Below are 20,013 nucleotides of genomic sequence, written 5' to 3' on the forward strand. Positions count from 1 at the left end.
CGAAGAGGCCAGACCTGCTTACCTAGAACCCGATAAAGGCATAGTAAACCGGCGCTTCAGCAGTGGCCCGCAATCCCCGACCCTGCAAATCATTCAGCAGTTCAGGCTGCTCCACATGCAGCATCCACTCAACCCCGTTCCCTGCTGACGCCTGCGCTAGAGCAGCCGCAAATGCCGTCATGTCCGGCAGCCAAGCGGTAAACCCATTGCCCTTGAGCGCGCTGGTGGTCATCCCCAGCGCCTCGCAGATAGCCACCTTGGCCGCGATATCGTCGCGATCCGCCTGCCGCGAAGCCTGCACCAGCGCCAGCAGCGCCGGGTCCACCGGCAGTGAACCGTGAATCAGCTCGGGCCCTTGCTCCCAAGCCTCGGGCGGGCAGTCCTTGTTCTGCGGCCGCAACGGAATATGCGGATTGATTTCCACCGGGTAGATGCGGCAGACCAGCGGTCGGCTTTCATAAATGGTGCACAGGTCGTTGTCGTCGAGGTTGCGACAGCGCCCCGGGTTGAACGCGGCAAAAGTCACCGAAACGCGCACTTCGCTGCCGCCGCAGGGCACCGGATACGAGCGCCGCAGCACATGCTCGCGCTGGTCCACCGGCATCCCCGGTCCATCGGTCACGAAGCCTTCGATCAAGGCCACCACCTGGCCACCGCCCGCCGCCCACTGGCGTGCCTCGTCCAGGGTCAGCGGTACATGGTGGCCGGTGCAGCACTTGCCACAACCGGTACAGGCAAAACGCAGGCTGTCGTTCACTTGGCGTCCGGGTTCCATTCGCTGATGTAGGCCTGCTGCTGCTTGCGGTCGTACAGGCACAGCTCGGTGCCGGTGCGCTGCTGCATGTGCTTCTGTGGGTAGACCCCTTCGATCAGCAGGGCGCTGAAACCGACCTGATCATCGAACTCCGCCGGTTTGCCGCGGGCGTGGGCATCCTTGAACTGGCTGGCCTTCAGGCAGGCCTTGAGCATCTGCTGGCGCTGCTCGTTCCAGGCCTGGCTGCTGGACGCCTGGGCAACACCGCTGAACAGGGCGCAGGCGATCAGGAGAGAGCTGAAAAACTTCATACGCGGTTCCGGGATTTGATCCGAGGGGCGCGAATTATGCCCGAGTCATCCCTGGCGGCAAGCCAGGGAGTTTGTCGCCGAATATAACAACACGTGCTTCAGCGCTCGGCAAACACCACGGTCCGTGCCGCGGTCACCAGGCAGTCGGTCAGGTCGGGTGAGGAGAACTTGGTGAGGATGGCATTGGCCCCGGCCACCTTGGCTTTCTCACTGCTCATGGCGCTGTCCAGCGAGGTGTGCAGCAGCACGTAGAGGTGCTGGAAGTCCGGCGTCTCGCGCAAGGTGCGGGTGAAGGCATAGCCGTCCATCTCGGACATTTCGATGTCCGAGACGATGATGTTGATCTCCTGGGCGGTGCCTTGCAGCTCCAGCAGCACGTTCATCGCATCCTTGGCGCTGCGTGCGGTGTGGCAGTCGAGGCCGAGGTTGCGCAGGGTATGCACCGACTGCTGCAGCGCCACCTGGCTGTCGTCGACCACCAGGATGTTGGCGGCGGCCAGCAGGCTGGCGTCTTCCTCGCTCAGTTCACCTGGCTGTGGCTCCGGCTCCGGCGGGGCGATGCCGTGGATGACTTTTTCGATGTCCAGCACCTGAACGAGCGTGTTGTCGACCCGGGTCACGCCGGTGATGAACGACCGGTTGCCCGAGCCGAACGGCGGCGGTTTGATGTCGGTGCTCAGGCAATGGATGATGCGGCTCACTGCCTGCACGTGCAGCCCTTGGCGTGAGCGGCTGATCTCGGTGACGATCAGGCAGCCACCGTCCGGGTCGGCCAGCGGGCGTTCGCCAATGGCCCGGGACAGGTCGATCACCGACAGCGAGTTGCCGCGCAGGGTCGCCACGCCCTTCACGTGCGGATGCGATTCGGGCAGCTTGGTCAGTGGCGGGCAGGGGATGATCTCGCTGACCTTGAGCAGGTTGATTGCCATCAGCTTGCCGCTGCGCAGGGTGAACAGCAGCAGCGACAGCGAGTCCGCGCGGGCATTTTGCGTGGCCATGGTGACCTTCGTGGGAGACAGGGGATAACGGGTTATCGGCCTGATTTCGCGGCGCTTTAGCGTCCAGGCACAGATTGCCAAGGAGTGCAGGCTCCCACAGGGAACTGTGTCGCGCTTGAGGTCAGCGTTCGCGCAGGGCCTCGCGGGCGCGGTTCAGGGGTTTGATCAGGTAATCGAGGATGGTCTTCTCGCCGGTACGTATATCCACCGTGGCAATCATCCCCGGCACGATCGCAAAGTGCTTGCCGGCCTTGTTGGTCAGGCTGTCCTGCTCGGTGCGGATAAACACCCGGTAGTAGTAGATCTCCGGTTTGACTTCATCCTGCAGGGTATCCGGCGAAATCCCCACCACCTTGCCATCCAGCCCGCCATACACCGAGTAGTCATAGGCACTGATCTTGACCTTGGCCGCCTGGTCGGGGTGGATGAAGGCGATGTCCCGTGGGGCGATGCGGGTTTCGATCAGCAGGCGCTCATCCATCGGCACGATCTTCATCACCTGCCCGCCAGGCTGCACCACGCCGCCCAAGGTGTTGACCTCGATGTCCTTGACGATGCCGCGTACCGGCGAACGCAGGGTCAGGCGGGTCAGCGAATCGCTGCGCCCGCGGATCACTTCCGACAGGCTGTCGGCTTCGGCACTGGCCTTGGCCAGCTCTTCGCGCGCGCGTACCAGGTACTCGGAGCGGGCTTCGTTGGCCTTCAGCTCCAGCTCCGAGCGCTGGCGGTTCAGGCGGATCACTTCGACCCGGCTGGAGGCGCCCATCTTGGCCAGGTTCTCGGTGATCTTCAGTTCCGCGCGCACCAGCCGCAGCGAATCCTCGATACCGGCCAAGGTCTGCTCCAGGCCGCGGCGGCGGGTTTCGTACAAAGCTGTCTCGGCGTCGATCAGGTCGGGCGAATCACGTAGGCTTTCGGGGAAGCTCAGCGGCTTGCCGGTGACCTCGGCACGCAGGCGCGCCACGCTGGCCTTGGCCGCACGGTACTTGGCTTCGCTCTCGCCAACGCTGGAGGCGGTCTTGGTCGGGTCGAGCTGGGCGAGGACCTGGCCGCGCTCGACCAGATCGCCTTCGGCCACGTTCATCTCGGCGACAATGCCACCCTCGAACGACTGGATCACCTGCTCGCGTGAACTGGGGATCACCTTGCCGGTACCGGTAGATACCTCGGTCACCTCGAACCAGGCCGCCCAGGCCAGGAACGCCGCGAGCATGATTGCGCAGAGGGTGATGATGCGGCCGGCGCGCAGCACGGCCTGGTCGTCCTGGCCATCCAGGTAGGAGGCGGGGAGTTCGTGGTTGCTCATGCCTGCGCTCCTTGCAGCTTGGCCATCGCGGCGTCGCGTTTGTCGTCGATGACGATGCGCCCGCCGTCCAGCACGATGATGCGGTCCACGCGCTGCAGCACGCTGAGGCGATGGGTGGCGATCACCAGGGTGCGGCCCTGGCAGAAGCGATCGAGGTTATCCAGCAGCTTGCGCTCGGTGACGTCGTCGAGCGAGGCGGTGGGCTCGTCGAGCAACAGCACCTGCGGCTGACGTACCAATAGACGCGCCAGCACCAGGGCCTGGCGCTGCCCGCCGGACAGGCCCTGGCCGCCTTCGAGGATCAGATGGTCGAGGCCCTTGGGCAGGTGGCGCACGAACTCCAGCGCACCGGTGGCGGCCAGCGCGGCCACCAGCTCCTGATCGCTGGCCTGGCCGGCGCCGAGGGTGAGGTTTTCCCGCAGGGTGCCGTGGAACAGCCGGGCGTACTGGGCCAGCAGGCCGACGTCACGGCGCAGGTCGGCGGGGTCGAGGTGGGCCATGGCGATGCCGTCGAGGCTGACTTCGCCCTGGCTCAAGTCCATGGCGCCACCCAGCGCCTGCAGCAGGGTCGATTTGCCAGCGCCGTTACGCCCGAGCACGGCGATGCGCTCGCCGGGCTGGATGTCGAGCTGGCCGATGTTCAGCACCGGCGGGGCTTCCGGGCTGTAGCGGAAGCTGGCCTGGCGCAGCGCGTATTCGCCACGGATCGCCGGCAGGTGTACGCGGGCCTCGCCTTCGGGGTGGTCGACCGGCGCCTGCATCAGTTTGTCCAGGCCTTGCAGGGCCACCTTGGCCTGCTGCCAGCGGGTCAGCACATGGGTCAGCTGCGCCAGCGGCGCCATCATCCGTGATGACAGCATCGAGGCCGCCACCAGGCTACCGGTGGTGAGGTCGCCGGCAATCACCATCGGCGCGCCGATCACGATGACCACGGCAAACACCGCGCCCTGCACGTTCTGGGTCCAGGTCACCAGGCCGTTGGTCAGGGTGCGCAGGCGCAGGCTGGTGTGCGCGCAGGCGGCGTTGTACTGGTTCCACTGGCGCTCGAAGCGCGCCTCGGCCTGCAGCGCCTTGATCTCGTCCAGGCCCTGGATGCTCTCCACCAGCATGGCGTTGCGCAGCGACGACTCGCGCATCGAGGCATTGGCCAGTGCCGCCAGCCGCCGCTGCGCCAGCAGCCCAGGGATGACCATGGCCAGCAGCGCCACCAGCGGGATGAACACCAGCACCCCGCCGATCAGCCAGAACACCAGCAGGAACAGCAGGAAGAACGGCAGGTCGGCCAACGCGGTGGCCGTGCTCGAGGTGATCAGGTCGCGGATCGACTCCAGCTCGCGCAACTGCGAGATGAACGAGCCGGTGGATTTCGGCCGTGCCGAATTGCGCAGGCGCAGCGCATGGCCGTAGACCAGGTCGGACACCCGCAGGTCGGCTCGCTTGCCCAGCAGGTCGGTGACCTTCAGCCGCAGCAGGCGCATGCTGAAGTCGAACACCAGCGCCAGCACCACGCCGCCGAACAGCACGTACAGGGTCGGCAGGGACTCGGCGGGGATCACCCGGTCGTACACCTGCATCGAAAACAGCACCCCGGCCAGGGCCAGCACGTTGGCCACCAAGGAGGCGACCATCACCTGGCCGTAGGGGCGCAGGTCGCGCAGCACGATACGGGTGAACCAGTGGCGATCGTAGGGCGCGGTGTAGTCGTCGGTGCGCACATCACGCAGCGGCCGTGCCGGGCGCATCAGCGCGACGCGGTTGATGCGCCCTTCGAGCGCTTCGCGCGGCAGGCGCGAGGTCAGGCGCTGGTCGCCGGCAAACACCACGGCCAGTTGGTTTTCCTCGGTCACCGCCTCGACCGTGGCCAACTGACCATCGTCCAGTTCCAGCACCAGCGGCGTGCGCCACTGGCGCAGGGCCTTGGCGTCGTAGCGCACGAAGCGCAAGGTCAACCCGGCCTGGCGTGCCATGTGCCGGAGGATTTCATCCAGTGGGCGGGCATCTTCGACCGCCGCCAGGCGGATGCGCTGGGGCGAGACATCCAGGCGATAGTGGTGGGCGACCTGCAGCATCACTTCCAGCCAGGGGCCGAGATCAGGGCGGTGCACCACCGCCGGCTCCGGGTTCTGCGCCTGACCGGCCTGGGTCAGCTTGACGGTATCGTTCATGGCTCGATTTCCACCCCTTGCAGGTTGCGCCCTTCCAACCCGAAGGCGGTACGCAGGGCGCCGGAGTTGTACAGGCAGTCGACATCCAGGCGCAGCAGGTCGGAGCGGGTGCCGGCGAGTTCGAAGCGTGACTGGTAGATCTCCTGCTCGGCGTTGAGCAGGTCGAGCAAGGGGCGGGTGCCCAGGTCCAGGTACTGCCGGCCATACAGTTCGCGGGCTTCCTGGATGCTGGCCTGGCGCGCTTCCAGCGAATTCAGGCGCCGGCCCAGCCCGGAGGTCTGCGCCATGGCTTCGGCCAGGCCGCGGCGGGCCTGCAGGCGCGCGGCGTCCTCGGCGGCATCGGCGGCGCTCAGGGCATGGCCGGCGGCGCGGCTGCGGGCGCTGATGGCACCACCCTGGTAGATCGGCACCTCGACGTTCAGGTAGATGCCCGCCTGGGTGCGGTCCAGGCTGCGGTTGTCGCGGTTGTAGTCGTTGTCCAGGTAGTGGTTGACCTGCGGTTGCAGCGACAGCGTGGGGTAGGCTTCGGCCTTGGCCTGGGCCAGTTCGGCCTGGGACTGGGCGCGCAAGGCCAGGGCCATCAGCACCGCCGGCAACCGGTCGCTACCGCCTGAAGCGCGCTTGCACGCCTGGTTCAGCTCCGGTGGCGATGCTTCGGCCAGGGCCGGCGGTGCCACCCGGCCAAGCAGTTCGGCCAGGGTCGAACGCCAGCGTTCGTACTGCGACTGGTATTCCTCGAGGGTGGCGCGTGCGCCTTCCACCCGCGACTCGGCCTGGACCACATCGGAGCGCGTGCTGGCGCCCATGTCGCTGCGCTGCCGGGCCATGCCGGCGATGTCGCCGACGCCACGGATCTGGTCGCGGGCGATGACCATCAGCTGTTCATAACGACGGGTTTCGATCCAGGCGTAGGCGGTGTCGCGGGCAAGGTCGTCGACCACCAGCAGGATATTGGCCTGGGCCCGGGTCGCGGCGGCCTGGGCGGCACTGACGGCATTGTCGACCTTGCCGAAGTCGTAGAGCATCTGCTTCAACGACAGGTTCAGTGCCTGGCTGTTGCGGTCGCCGCCGTAGCCGGTGTCATAACCGGTACGCAGACCGCCGGAAATCTGTGGGTAGTAACCGGCACGGGCGACGTTGATGCCTTCGCCCTGCTTGTAGAGGTTGCCGACGGCTTCGGCGATGCTCGGGTGCCACTGCGCGGCGGTCAGCACTGCCTCGGCCAGCCCCAGGCGGTCACCCTTGCTGGCAGCCTGGCCGGAAGGCGGGCGGGCGGGGATGGCATCGGGTGCGTCGCGCATCAATGACGGCCCGATGGTGCGCAGTCTGGGGTCTATGTCGTCGGCTGCCTGTGCAACCGGGTTGAGGTTTGACACCAGGAGCCCGAAGGCCCCCAGCCACAGCGGTGACAGCGGACTGCGTCCCTTCACGAAATTCCCTTACTGCTGTTCGTCCTTGCCGCCGGGCAGTGTGCCCGGCGGGTTGCAGCGGCCTCAGACAACATGGATGCTGTTCTGCACCCAGAGGTGATGGCTCGGATCTTCCTGGGTCGTGTATTGGTTATAGTCGATGCCATCGACAGTCTGGTTACTGACCAGGGTCCAGTTGTCCGTCATGTGCACCGAGTCTTTGTCATCCCCCTTGATGATCAGCATGTCGTTTCCGGTTTCGGTGATGGCCACCACGTCCGCCAGGTTGAGAGTCAGCGCTACGGCGCTGGTGTCGTTGAGGTCGATGACCTCGATGTTGTGGATACGGTCGGCCAAGGTGCCCAGGTCAATGCTGGCATCGCCGCCGCCCCACAGCAGGGTGTCGGTGCCGGTGCCGCCATCGACGCTGGTGAAGTTCTGGTCGACCACTTCGAGGGTGTCGTTGCCAGCGCCGCCTTCCAGGGTGATGTGCCCGCCCTGGCTGCCGACCAGGTGGTCGTTGCCGTCGGTGCCGGCGATCACCTCGCTGGAGGCCGAGGCCGCGACGCTGGCCACGGCCATGCTGTCGTCGCCGGTGTCGGCCACCAGCGCAGAGAAGGTGGTGAGGCCGGCGGCGTTGTCCAGGTTGACGGTCAGCGTGGCGGTGTCGGTGGTGCCGTTGGGGTGGGTCAGTTCGTAGGTGAAGGTGTCGTGCTGGCCGATCACCGCCGAGGTCAGCCCGCTGTTGAGGGTGTAGGTATAGCTGCCGTCCGCATGCACCAGCAACGTGCCATAGGTACCGGCCACACTGACCCCGTTGTAGCCGGGGATGGTGTAGGTGCCCGCGGCCGTCAGCACGCTCAGCACGGTCAGTGCCGAACCCAGGTTGTCGGTACCGGCCGGGTCGGTGATCAGGTTGCCGCTGGCCACCGTGGCGCTGCTGACCACGAACTCGGTGAGGTGCGTGGTGGTGGTGTTGAGGCTGGTGGTGATCGAGCTGGCCAGGCCGATGCCGCCAGCGGTGACCACGATGTGGTAGGTGCCTGCGCCCTGGCCGGTGAAGGTATAGCCTGCGCCGCCACCGAGCAGGCTGACCAGCGAGCTGCCGCTGACCGTCTGCACCACTACATACTGGCCGGTGGTGGTGTTGAGCTTGAGCAGCTGGATACTGGTGCCGTTGAGCAGGCTCAGCAGGTTGGCGGAGTTGACCACCACCTGCAGGTCGGCCGTGGTGTCGGTGGCCACCGTGGTGGTGTAGGTGGCCGAGCGCGAGCCGATCAGCGGCAGGGTCAGCGAGCCCAGGGTGGCGCTGCTGCTGTCGACCCGGTTGGCCAGGGTGATGTGGCTGCTGTCGACGTCGTTGACGGCATCCACCACCGTGGCTGGCGCGCTGAGGTTGCTGTCGTTCCAGGCCTCCGTGGCCTGCGGGCTGTCGATGCGCACGTAGAGGTTGGCCGCAGAGGTCAGCCCGTTCGGGTGCACCAGCTCGTAGCTGAACACATCCACCTTGCCGACGCTCGACGGGCTGCCGCTCGGGGTGTAGGTGTAGCTGCCGTCGGCATGGATCACCAAGGTGCCGTACTGGCCCTGCACCGTGGTGCCCGCGCCACTGGCAGCGGTCACGTAGCTGCCGTTGACCAGTATCTTCAGCACGGCGCCGCTGTCCGGGCCGAGGGCGTCGACCGCGCCATTGGTGCCCGGGTCGGTGATGACATTGCCCGAGGTGGCGGTGCCGGTGCCGGTGAACTGGGTCAGGCTGGTGGCTTCGATGTCCAGGCTGGTGGTGACCTGGGTCACCAGGCCGATACCGCCACTGGCCACGGTCAGGCGGTAGTCGCCAGCCTGCAGCTTGCCGATGTCGACCTGCAGCCCCAGTGGCAGCACGATCAGGTCGAGCAGCCCCTGGGTGTTGCCGGTGGCGATGGTCACCCAGGCGCCGCTGGCGTCCTTCACCTGCAGGGTGAAGGTGGAGTTGTTGAGCAGCGCCAGCACGCTGTTGGTGGTCAGCGTCAGGGTCGGGTCGACCGTGGTGCCAGGCGCCACCGTCCAGGTGTAGGTCTTGCTGAAACCGGACAACAGGGTGGTGAAGCTGTCGGTGTAGGTGGTAGTGGCGGTGACCGGCGCCAGGTTGACGGTGGCGGTGGCCAGGTTGTTGCTGGCGATTACCGGAGCGTTGGCATCGACGTCCGGTGCAGTGATGTTGACGTTGCCCGACACATTGCTGCGTGGGTCGGTCAGCGTCACCGAAAGCACCTGGCCGTTGTCCTGAGGCGGGCTCAGGGTCACGGTGAAGGTACCGTTGGGTTGCACGGTCGCGGTCTGCAGCACGGTGCCACTGGCGCTGCGCACGGTGACCGTGGCGCCGACCTCGCCGGTGCCGGTGAGCGTCGAACCATCGGCACTGATCACCAGGTTGGCAGCGTTGGCCGGTGGCGTGAAGTCCGGTGCGGTCAACGCGGTGGCGGTCGAGGTGTTGCCAGCGGCATCGGTCAGGGTGACGCTCAGTGCCTGGTGGTCGATCTGCGCGGCGCCAAGGCTGACCACGAACAGGCCGTTGCTACCCACCGTGGCGGTGCCGAGCACGGTGCCGGCACTGTTGCGCACGGTCACCGTACTGCCGACCTGGCCGGAGCCGCTGACCGAGGTGCCGTTGGTGTTGATGGCGGCCACCGGCGCGGCTGGCGGGGTGGTGTCTGGCGCGGTGATGCCGGTGCTGCCGGACTGGTTGCCGGCGGCATCGGTCTGGCGTACCACCAGGGCCTGGCCATCGTTCTGCGCGGGGGTCAGGGTGAAGCTGAAGGTGCCGTTGGCCTGAACGATGGCGGTGCCGGCAAAGCCTTGCACGGTCACGGTCGCACCCGGCTCGCCATTACCGGTGAGCAGCGTGCCGGCGCCATTGATCGCCAGGTTGGTCGGTGCCAGCGGTGCCTGGGTGTCCGGCGCGGTGTAGCTGGTGGTGCCGGAGACATTGAGCGCGGCGTCGGTCTGGCTCAGGCTGAGCACCTGGCCATTGAGCTGGGCGCTGCTGAGGTTGATGCTGAAGCTTCCGGAACCGTTGACCAGGCCGGTGCCGAGCACGTTGCCGCCGGCATCGCGCACGGTTACCGTGGCGCCGGCTTCACCGCTACCGGTGAGCACCAGGCCGTTGGCCGACAGCGCGGTGACCAGCGGGTTGGTGGGCGCAGTGATATCGGCGGCGGTGACGAACACCGGCTGCGACTCGCCACCCAGCAGCGACAGCGAGGTCACCGAAAGGTGTTGCCCGTTGAGCTGGGCGGCGCTCAACGTGATGGAGAAACCGCCGTTGCCGATGTTGGCCGAGCCGGCGCCGATCAGGTTGCCGGCAGCGTCGTAGACGCGGATCGACGTGCCGGTGGCGGCGGTCCCGGTCAGGGTCAGGCCATCGGCGGCCAACAACACGTTGACCGGCGGTTCCGGTGGTGGCACCAGCGGCGTGATGAAGGTCGCCACTGCCGATGTGTTGTTGGCCGCGTCGGTTTGCGTGACGGCCAGGGATGCGGCCGAACCCGGTGCAGGCGAGAGGTTGATCGAGAAGTTGCCACCACTGTCGACCCGGCCCGTGCCGATCACCACGCCGCCGAAGCTGACCGTCACGTTCGCGCCCGCTTCGCCGCGCCCGGTGAGGATGTTGTAGGTGTTGTTGACGGCAAGGTTGGTGACCGCGGCGGGTGGCGCGGTGTCGGTGGTCTGGTACTCGGCCGGTGTCGAGGTGTTGCCGGCGCTGTCGGTGGCGATCACGCTCAGCAGTTGGCCATTGTTCTGCGCCGGGCTGAGGGTAACGGTGAAGTTGCCACCCGCCGGCACTGTAACCGTGCCGACCACGGTGCCGGAAGGGTCGCGCACGCTGATCACGCTGCCCACTTCTCCCGTGCCGCTGAGCAGGGTGCCATTGCCGGTCAGGCTCAGGCTGCCGGGCTGTACCGGTGGGGTGAGGTCGGGCGCCGTCAGTTGCAGCGGTGCGGACGGGTTGCCAGTGGCGTCCTGGGCAATGACGCTGAGCACCTGGCCGTTGATTTGCGCTGAAGTCAGGTTGAGCACGAAGCTGCCACCGGCGTCGATGGTGCCCTGGCCGAGCAGGTTACCCTGGCTGTCCATTACCGTGATATGCGCGCCGGCCTCGCCGGTACCGACCAGCTGGGTGCCGCCGGCCTGCAGGCTGGCGACCACCGTGGCCGGTGGCGTGCTGTCGACGGCGGTGACGCTGCTGATCGGCGAGACGTTGCCGCTGGCGTCTGTGAGGGTCACCTGCAGGGTCTGGCCGTTGAGCTGGGCCGCGTTGAGGTTGACCACGAAAGTGCCGTTGGGCCCGACCGTGGCGGTGCCGATTTCGCTGGTGCCGACGAACACGCGCACGGTGCTGCCGACTTCGCCGGTACCGCCGAGCTGGTCACCTGCCGCATTGAGGTGCAGGTTGGCGGCCGCAGCTGGCGGGGTTAGGTCTGGTGCGTTGACCGTGACCGGTTCGCTGATGTTGCCGGGTGGGTCGGCCTGCTGCACCGACAGTACCTGCTGGTTGATCTGTGCAGGGCTCAGCTCGACGCGGAAGCTGCCATCGACGAGCACCACGGTGGTGCCCAGCACCACGCCGGCGGCGTTGGTCACGGTGACTGTCGCACCGGGTTCGCCCGAGCCGCTGACCACGCTGCCGTTGGCATTGATCACCACGTTGGTGAGGATGTCTGGCGGCGTGAAGTCCGGGGTCTGCAGGGTGGCAACCGTTGAGGTGTTGCCGGCGCCGTCGGTCTGGGTGAGGCTGAGCAGTTCGGCGTTGCCCAGGGCCGGGTTGAGGGTCAGGGTGAAGTGGCCGCTGGCGTCGACCAGGGCCGTGCCGATCGGCTGGCCGGCCGGGTTGGTCACGATCACCGTGGCGCCGGCTTCGCCACGCCCGGTGATGGTCGCACCATCGCTGGCGATGGCCAGTTCGCTGGGCGCGGTGGGGGGGGTGGTGTCGGGTGCGCTGATGGTGCTGGCGCTGGACTGGTTGCCGGCGGCATCGCTCAGCACCACCTGCACAGCCTGGCCGTTGGCTTGAGGCGGGCTGAGGGTGACCTGGAAGCTGCCGTTGCTCATCACCGTGGCGGTGCCCAGCACGGTGCCGTCAGCCGCAACGACCTTCACTGCGGCATTGGCTTCGCCGGTACCGTTGAGCAGGCTGCCGCCACCGGCAAATGCCAGGTTGGCGGGTGCATCCGGAGCGATACGGTCAGGCGCGGTCAGGCTGACACTGTTGGACTCGTTGCCGGCTGCGTCGGTCTGTGCGGCGCTGAGTCGTTCGCCGTTGACCTGGGCGGAGGCGAGGTTGACGCTGAAGCTGCCATCAGCGCCAACCACGGCGCTGCCCAGGTCGGCTCCGCCGATACCGAGCACGGCCACCGTGGCGCCTGGCTCGCCGCGGCCGGTGAGCACCAGGCCGTCGTTGGACAGTACCAGGTTGCTCAGCGGTTGCGGCGCTGTGGTGTCCGGTGCCTGCAGGTCGGCCGGCAGTGAGGCGCTGCCATCGGTCCCAACTGCGCTGACTTGCAGCAGCTCACCGTTGGCCTGGGCGCTGCCGAGGTTGACGGTGAAGGTGCCGTCGTTGCCGACCGGTGCCGAGCCGAGCAGCGCACCGCCAGGGCCGTAGACGTTGACCGTGCTGCCCGGCGCGGCGCTGCCGGTGACGACCAGGCCATCGGCGGACAGCACCAGATTGGAGGGTGCGTCCGGCGCCAGCACACCCGGTGCGGTGACGTTTTGTGCCGGCGAGGCGTTCTGCGCCGCGTCGGTCTGTACCACGCTGAGGCTTTCGCCCGCCGTGGCGGCCGGTGCAAGGCTGACCGTGAAGCGACCATCGCTGCCCACCGTGGCGGTGCCCAGCGAGGAACCGTCTGGTGTGCGCACGGTGACCGTGGCACCTGCTTCGCCAGTTCCCATCAACGTGCTGCCGTCGGCCGACACGGCCAGGTTGGCGACCGCCGCCGGTGGCGTGGTGTCGGCAGCGGTGTAGGGTGCGGCGGGCGATACGTTGCCTGCGGCATCGGTGGCGGTGACCTGCAAGGTCTGGCCGTTGGTCTGGGCACTGCTCAGGGTGACCTGGAAGGTGCCATTGCTGTTGGCCACGGCGGTGCCCAGCACATTGCCGGCTGCATCGCGCACGGTGATCGTGCTCCCGGCCTCGGCGCTGCCGCTCAGATGCAGGCCACTCGCAGCCAGGGCCAGTGCAGCAGGCGCGGCTGGCGAGGTGTGATCCGGCGCGATGACCGTGACTGCGGTCGACGTATTGTTGCTCGTGTCGGTCTGGCTCACGCTCAGATGCTGGGCGTTGAGCTGCGCGCTGGTGAGCGAGAGGGTGAAGCTGCCGTTGGCGGTCACCAGGCCGCTGCCGATGATGGTGCCGTCCGGGCCGCGCACGGTAACACTGGCGCCGGCTTCGCCCAGGCCGGTCAAGGTCAGGCCGTTGTTGTTGAGCACGACATTGGTCAATGCCGCCGGCGGGGTGAGGTCCGGGGTGATGACGCTCACCGCCGGCGAGGCATTGCCAGCGGCATCCACCTGGCTGACGCCGATGGCCTGGCCATCGGCTTGCGGGGTACCGAAGGTGACGGTGAAGCGACCATCGGCGCCGACGATGGCAGTGCCGAGCAGCGTACCGGCGGCGTTGCGTACCTGCACCGCGGCACCGACTTCGCCGCTGCCGGACAACTGCCGGCCATCGGCACTGAGCAGCGGGTTGCCCACCGCTGCGGGCGGCGTACGGTCCGGTGTCGCCAGGCTGGCCGGGCCGGACACGTTGCCGGCGGCGTCGCTGAGGGTGACCTGCAGTGCACTGCCGGTGGTTTGCGCGCTGGGCAAGGTGATCTGGAACTGGCCGCTCTGGTTGACTGTGCCGGTGGCCAATACGGCGCCACTGGCATCGCGCACGGTCACCAGCGCGCCCACTTCGCCCTGGCCACTGACCACCGTGGCGGCGCTGTTCAGGCTCAGGCCGGTGGCGGCATCCGGGGCTTGCAGATCCGGCGCCTGCAAGGTGGCGGCCAGCGAGACATTACCGGCGGCGTCAGCCTGGGTGATGGTGAGGTTCTGCGCATTGATTTGCGGGGGTACCAGGCTTACGTTGAACAGCCCGTTGCTGCCGACGGTGCCGGTCCCTACGAGCGTGCCGCTGGCATCGGTCACACTCACGGTCGCACCGACTTCACCATGGCCGCTGAGCGTGCTGCCGCTACGGTTGATGGTGACCTGGGTGGGGGCATCGGGCGGGGTGGAGTCCGCCGCCACGATGGTGGCTGGCACGGACGGATTGCTACCGGCCGAAGCACGGGCACTGACATTCAGGGTTTGTGCGTTGAGCTGGGCATTGGCGAAGAAGATCCGGAAGATGCCGTCGCTGCCGACCGTGCCGGTGCCCAGGGTGGTGCCGACGGAGGTGACGGTGATCAACGAACCGACGGTGCCTTGACCCGTCAGCAGGAAGCCGTCGGCGCTGATGGCGAGGTTGGTCGGTGCGGCGAGCTCGCTGCCATTCGGGCCGTTGACGGTGATACCGGTTTCGTTGTTACCGGCGTCATGTACCACCAGTTGCACGCTGTCACCAGCGGCCAGTGGTGGGTTGACCTGGACCACGAAGGTGCCGTCCGGGCCGACTGTGGCGGTACCCAGCTCGGCGTTGCCGTCGCGCACGATCACGGTGGTACCCGGTTCGGCGGTGCCGCTGATGGTACCGCCATCCGGGCTGACCGCAATGTCGGTGGCCGGTGCCGGTGGCGAGCTGTCAGCCGCAGTGACGCTGCTCGGCGCGGTGCCGTTGCCGGCGGCATCGGCGACCACCACGGTCACCGTCTCGCCGTTGATCAGGGCCGGGGACAGCGGCACGCTGAAGCTGCCGTCGGGGTTGACCGAGACCGTGGTTTCGACGCCGGTCGGGCTGATCACCGTGACGGAAGCCGCGCCGGGCGCGTTGCCGGTTAGTGCCAGGCCATCGCCGCTGATCGCCAGGTCCGTGGGCTGTGCGGGCGGGGTGAGGTCGGGCGCGGTTGCTTGTGCGGCACTGGAGGCATGGCCTTGCGGGTCGGTCTGGGTAACGTCGAGGGTCTGGCCGTCCAGCTGGAGCGGGCTCAGCGAAACGCTGAAGCTGCCACTGGCGGGTACCACCACGCTACCCAGCAGGTCGCCGGCGGCGTTGCGCACTTGCACGGTGGCACCGGGCTCACCGGTGCCCTGAAGATGGCTGCCGTCGGCGCTGACCTGCAGCCCGCCCGGGGCGCCAGGGGCGCTGCTGTCGTCAGCGGTGAACGGTGCCGATGGCGAGGCGTTGCCAGCGGCATCGGTGAGTACCACCGACACGGTTTCGCCGCGGGTCTGGGCGGGCGTCAGGGTGATGCTGAAGGTGCCGTCGCCGTCGACCACACCGCTGCCGAGCAGTTGCCCGGCGGTATCGCGCACCTGCACGGTGGCACCGGGCTCGCCCTGGCCCGTGAGGGTAATCCCGTCGGCGCTGAGCCCGAGGCCTTGGGCGGGGAGCGGGGCTTCGCGGTCACTGGCGGTCAAGGTGTCGGCGGGGGAGGGGTTGCCGGCGCCATCGGTCTGGATCACCGTCAGCACCTGACCATTGAGTTGTGGTGGGTCGATGCTCACACGGAAGCTGCCGTCGGCTTCGACCGTAGCAGTGCCCAGCACTGCGCCGCCGGTGCCGGTCACCCGAACCTGCGCGCCGGGTTCGCCGCTGCCGGTGAGCACTGTGCCGTCGGTAGACAGCGCAAGGCCTGTGGTGATGGCAGGCACCTGGGTGTCCGGCGCCGTCAGGTCGACGGCGGCCGAGACGTTGCCGGTCGGGTCGCGTTGCTCGACGGTCAGGGCCTGGCCATTGGTCTGGGTCGGGGCCAGGGTGACCTGGAAGCTGCCATCGCCGTTGACCACGGCGGTGCCCAGCACTGTGCCGTTCGGGCCGCGCACGGTGACGGTGGCGCCTGGCTCGCCGGTACCGGAGACGTGGCTGCCGCTGCCGTCGATGCTCGGGTTGCTCACGGCTTGCGGTGGCGTGGTGTCGGGGGCGGTGAAGCTGACGGGCCCGGCGCTGTTGCCCAGCGAGTCGGTGGCTTCGACGCTCAGCTGTTCACCGTTGCGCTGGGGCACGTTGAGCGTCACGTCGAAGTGCCCGTCGGCGGCGACGATGGCCGTGCCCAGCACGCTGCCGTCGGCGGCGCGCACGGTGACGATCGAGCCCGCCTGGCCAGCGCCGGTGAGGTGCAGGCCGGTGGCGTCGACGGCCAGCGCCGAAGGTTGTAGCGGGCCATCCAGGTCGGGCGCAGTGAGTGGGGTGGTGGAGCTGTTGCCGGCGGCGTCGCGCAGCACCACGTCGAGCGCCTGGCCGTTGACCTGGGCGGGCGACAGCGTGACGGTGAAGAAGCCGTTGGCCCCGACCGTGGCGGTGCCCAGCACCGTACCCTGCGCATTGGTGACCTGCACGGTGGCGCCGGCCTCGCCGCGCCCGGTGAGGGTAATGCCGTCGGCCGCCAGGTTCAGGTCGCTGGCCTGGTTCGGAGGGGTGATGTCCGGGGCGTTGATCTGGCTTGGCAACGAACTGTTGCCGTCGGCGTCGATAGCCACCACGTCGAGCAGTTCGCCATTGGCCTGGGCCGGGGCGAGAGCGATGGTGAAGGTGCCATCGTTGCCTACCTGCACGCTGCCGATGACCGTGCCGTTGGCATCGCGCACCTCAACCAGGCTGCCGGCCGGTGCCGTGCCGCTGATGGACGAGCCGTCGGCGGCCAGCACCAGCCCGGCAGGGCCTTCAGGTACGGCGGTGGCGGGGACGATCACGGTGAGTGAGACCGACGGGTTGCCGGCAGCATCGGTCTGCACCAGCACGATGGTCTCGCCGGCGCTGACCGGGCCGTTGAGATCGACCAGGAAGGTGCCGTTGGCTGCCACTACGCCGGTCCCGATGACCGCGCCATTGGCATCACGCACTTCGACGGTAGCACCCGGCTCGCCTCGGCCGGACACGACCAGGCTACCGGCGCCAATGATGACGTTGCTGATCATCGACGGCGGCGTGGTGTCCGGCACGGTGTAATCCAGCAGTGGCGAACGGTTGCCGGCGGCATCGATCACGCTGATGACCAGGTGTTCACCGTCATTCTGGGCCGGGTCGAGGGTAAAGCTGAAGCTGCCATTCGGCCCGACGATGCCGCTACCGATCAGGTTGCCGTTGGCATCATGTACTTCCACCCGGGCACCCGGTTCGGCAATGCCACTCAGGGTCACGCCATTGGCCAGGCCGAGCCCGCTGGGTTGTGCTGGCGGGACCAGGTCCGGTGCGGTCAGCGGGTTTGGCGTCGAGACGTTGCCGGCGGCATCGGTGAGGATGACCTGCAGCGATGAGCCATCAATCACCGGCGAGGCCAGTTGCAAGGTGAAACTGCCATCGGCTTGCACGGTGCCGGTGCCGATCAACTGACCTTGGTCGTTCAGCACCTTGACGGTGGCACCGACTTCGCCACGGCCCGACACGGTGCGCCCGTCGGCGCTGATGATCACGTCGCTGGCCGGGAGTGGCGCGGTGGTGTCCGGTGCGGTAACTGCACCAGGCTGCGATGCATTGCCTGCGGGATCGGTCAGGGTGACGCCGAGGTTTTCACCATTGGCCTGCGGGGTGTTCAGGGCGACATCGAAGCTGCCGTCGGCCTTCACCGTGCCACTGCCGATCAGATTGCCTGCGGCGTCGAACACATTCACCGTGGCCCCCGCTTCTCCGCGGCCGCTCAGGCGCAAGCCATCAGGCGAAACCAGCAGGTCGATGGGCGTGGCGGGCGGTGTGGTGTCGCCGGGCGCGCTGCCGCCACCTCCGCCACCACTACTACTACTGCTGCTGTTGTTGGCCGCTGCAGCCACGCCGCCGACACCGAGCAGGCTCAGGCCGGCGATGGCGAAGGTCGAAGTCCCGGCGCCAGCGACGCCGATGCCGGCCACCAGTTCGTCAAGCGAGGCCACTTCGTCGAAGGTGAAGCCAGTGAACGCCGTCGCGTCATAGTTGGCGTGCCACAAAGTGCCGTCTTCGCCAACGAACACCATGTCGCTGCCAACACCTGCCTGGTCCACGGCAAAGAAGTTGCCGACGGTGACCTTTTCTCCGGACTTGAGCGTGACGATCAGGTCCTGGCCACGCCGGGTGACGGTCGCCACCTGGTCGGGGGCGACGGGCATCTGCACCACGCCTGGGCTGTTGAGGGTGATGTTGCCCCAGGCATTCTGGGTGGCTACGGCGGATTGCTTGTCGGCGACGACGATGTTATCCATGAGTGCTCCCTGCTGGATTTCGGTACACAGGGCTGCTTCCGCGACCCTTGGCCGTGTAACCGGAGATAAGGCAGATATAGCAGTCCAGCAAATTGCCACTAGATGGCTTTCCGGGTAGTCCTTTAGTGCATCTGGGGGTCAGCGCAACCCCAGGCGACGAGCCAGGCGGCTCAGGTTGGCACGGTCCAGGCCCAGCTCGCGGGCTGCTGCGGCCCAGTTGTCCTGATGGCGTTGCAGGCAGGCATCGATCACCTGGCGCTGGTAATCATCAAGCGCTTCGCGCAGGCCGCCGACGGGTACCGCCAGGGCTGCAGGCGTGGCATGGGATTGGGGCACTGTCGTCGCGGGCTGGGCGGCACGCAGGTCGAGGTCGCTGGCTTCCAGGGTGAGGATGCGTGGGCGCTCCGGGTGTTGGCCCATGGCCTTGAGGGCCGAGCGACCGATCAGGTGCTCTAGCTCGCGCACGTTGCCCGGCCAGTCATAGGCCAGCAGTGCTGCTTGTGCTTCACTGCTCAGCCGAAGGCTGTTCAGGCCCAGGCGTGATCGGTTCTGTTCGAGGAAATAGCCGGCAAGAAGCAGCACGTCGCGCCCACGTTCGCGTAACGGCGGCACCTGTAGCGGATACACGCTGAGGCGGTGGTAGAAGTCGGCGCGGTAGTTGCCTGTGCGCACCTCGGCGGCCAGGTCGCGGTTGGTGGCGGCGATCAGGCGCACATCGACGCGGTGTTCGCGGTCCGAGCCCAGGCGTTGCAGTTGGCCGCTCTGCAGCACGCGCAGCAGCTTGGCTTGCACGGTCAACGGCAATTCGCCGACTTCATCGAGGAACAGCGTACCGCCGTTGGCCAACTCGAACTTACCGCGGCGTTCGCCGTGGGCGCCAGTGAAGGCGCCACGCACATGGCCGAACAGTTCGCTTTCCACCAGGGTGTCGGGGAGGGCTGCACAGTTGAGGCTGACCAGGGGTTTGTCGGCGCGGTTGCTGGCCTGATGCAGGGCCATGGCCACCAGTTCCTTGCCCACGCCGGTTTCGCCGGTGATCAGCACGGTCAGCTCGCTGCCGCCCACCAGGCGGATTTCCTCGAGCAGGCGCTTGTGCGCCGGGCTCTGGCCGATCAGCTCCCTGTCCTGGCCGCTGGCCTGGCGGTAGACCTCGGCGCGGTGGTGCTCGTCCTCGGCACGCAGGGCCAGGTGCTCGATGCGCTCGGCCACGGTCACGGTGGCGGCGGCGAGGCTGGCGAAGGCCTGCAGGGCATCCAGCTCCAGGCTCTGGAACTGGCCGGGGGCCAGGGCGTCGAGGGTCACCAGGCCCCATGGGCGCTCGTCGACCATCAGCGGGCAACCCATGCAGTCGTGCACCTCAAGGTGGGCGTCAGGCGCATTGACCAGGCCATCGTAAGGGTCGGGCAGCTCGGAGTCGCTGGCAAAGCGTGTCGGCTCCGGGCGGCTGAGCAGGATCTGGAAGCGCGGGTGTTCACTGACCTTGAAGCGACGGCCCAGGGTGTCGGGCGAAAGCCCATCGACGGCCAGCGGCACCAGCCATTCGCCATCCAGGCGCAGCAGCGCGGCGGCATCGCAGGGCAACAGCCCGCGCATGGCCTGCAGCAGGCGTCGGTAGCGCTCCTGGTCGGGCAAGTCGCGGGACAGGTCACTGACCAGGGGCAACAAGGTGGTGAGCAACGGCTTTGTAGTCATATGGACTCCTGTTAGTCGATTTGACTATACGCCCGGGTAGGTCGATTTGACATGATTGGCGTCAATGCCCTGATTTCATTGGC

General features: G+C 67.5%; 8 protein-coding genes. All 8 read right to left on the minus strand.

The window, feature by feature from the left end:
- Positions 1–22: 22 nt before the first annotated feature.
- Positions 23–757, minus strand: coding sequence for a YkgJ family cysteine cluster protein (locus ACIPZ8_RS07110; RefSeq protein WP_400720902.1), 735 nt, complete (start codon positions 755–757; stop codon positions 23–25).
- Positions 754–1,065, minus strand: coding sequence for a hypothetical protein (locus ACIPZ8_RS07115; RefSeq protein WP_313714404.1), 312 nt, complete (start codon positions 1,063–1,065; stop codon positions 754–756). The genes ACIPZ8_RS07110 and ACIPZ8_RS07115 overlap by 4 nt, the downstream gene beginning before the upstream one ends.
- A 98-nt stretch (positions 1,066–1,163) precedes the next feature.
- Positions 1,164–2,063 carry a chemotaxis protein gene (locus ACIPZ8_RS07120; RefSeq protein WP_400720905.1) on the minus strand — a complete coding sequence of 300 codons (900 nt, stop codon included), beginning with the start codon at positions 2,061–2,063 and terminating at the stop codon, positions 1,164–1,166.
- A 121-nt stretch (positions 2,064–2,184) separates the two neighbouring features.
- Complete coding sequence (locus ACIPZ8_RS07125) at positions 2,185–3,369, minus strand: HlyD family type I secretion periplasmic adaptor subunit (protein ID WP_400720908.1); 1,185 nt, start codon at positions 3,367–3,369, stop codon at positions 2,185–2,187.
- Entirely contained in the window at positions 3,366–5,534 is a 2,169-nt protein-coding gene (locus ACIPZ8_RS07130) for a type I secretion system permease/ATPase (RefSeq protein WP_400720911.1), read from the minus strand. Before ACIPZ8_RS07130 ends, ACIPZ8_RS07125 begins: the two co-directional genes overlap by 4 nt.
- On the minus strand, positions 5,531–6,964 hold the full coding sequence (locus ACIPZ8_RS07135) for a TolC family outer membrane protein (RefSeq protein WP_400720914.1): 1,434 nt from the start codon (positions 6,962–6,964) through the stop codon (positions 5,531–5,533). Before ACIPZ8_RS07135 ends, ACIPZ8_RS07130 begins: the two co-directional genes overlap by 4 nt.
- A gap of 63 nt (positions 6,965–7,027) precedes the next feature.
- Positions 7,028–18,238: a BapA/Bap/LapF family large adhesin gene (locus ACIPZ8_RS07140; RefSeq protein WP_400720917.1), complete on the minus strand. Its 11,211-nt coding sequence runs from the start codon at positions 18,236–18,238 to the stop codon at positions 7,028–7,030.
- A 138-nt stretch (positions 18,239–18,376) separates the two neighbouring features.
- Positions 18,377–19,930, minus strand: coding sequence for a nitric oxide reductase transcriptional regulator NorR (norR, locus tag ACIPZ8_RS07145; RefSeq protein WP_400720919.1), 1,554 nt, complete (start codon positions 19,928–19,930; stop codon positions 18,377–18,379).
- Positions 19,931–20,013 lie beyond the last annotated feature (83 nt).

The organism is Pseudomonas sp. NPDC089422, assembly GCF_044749405.1.
Taxonomy (GTDB): domain Bacteria; phylum Pseudomonadota; class Gammaproteobacteria; order Pseudomonadales; family Pseudomonadaceae; genus Aquipseudomonas.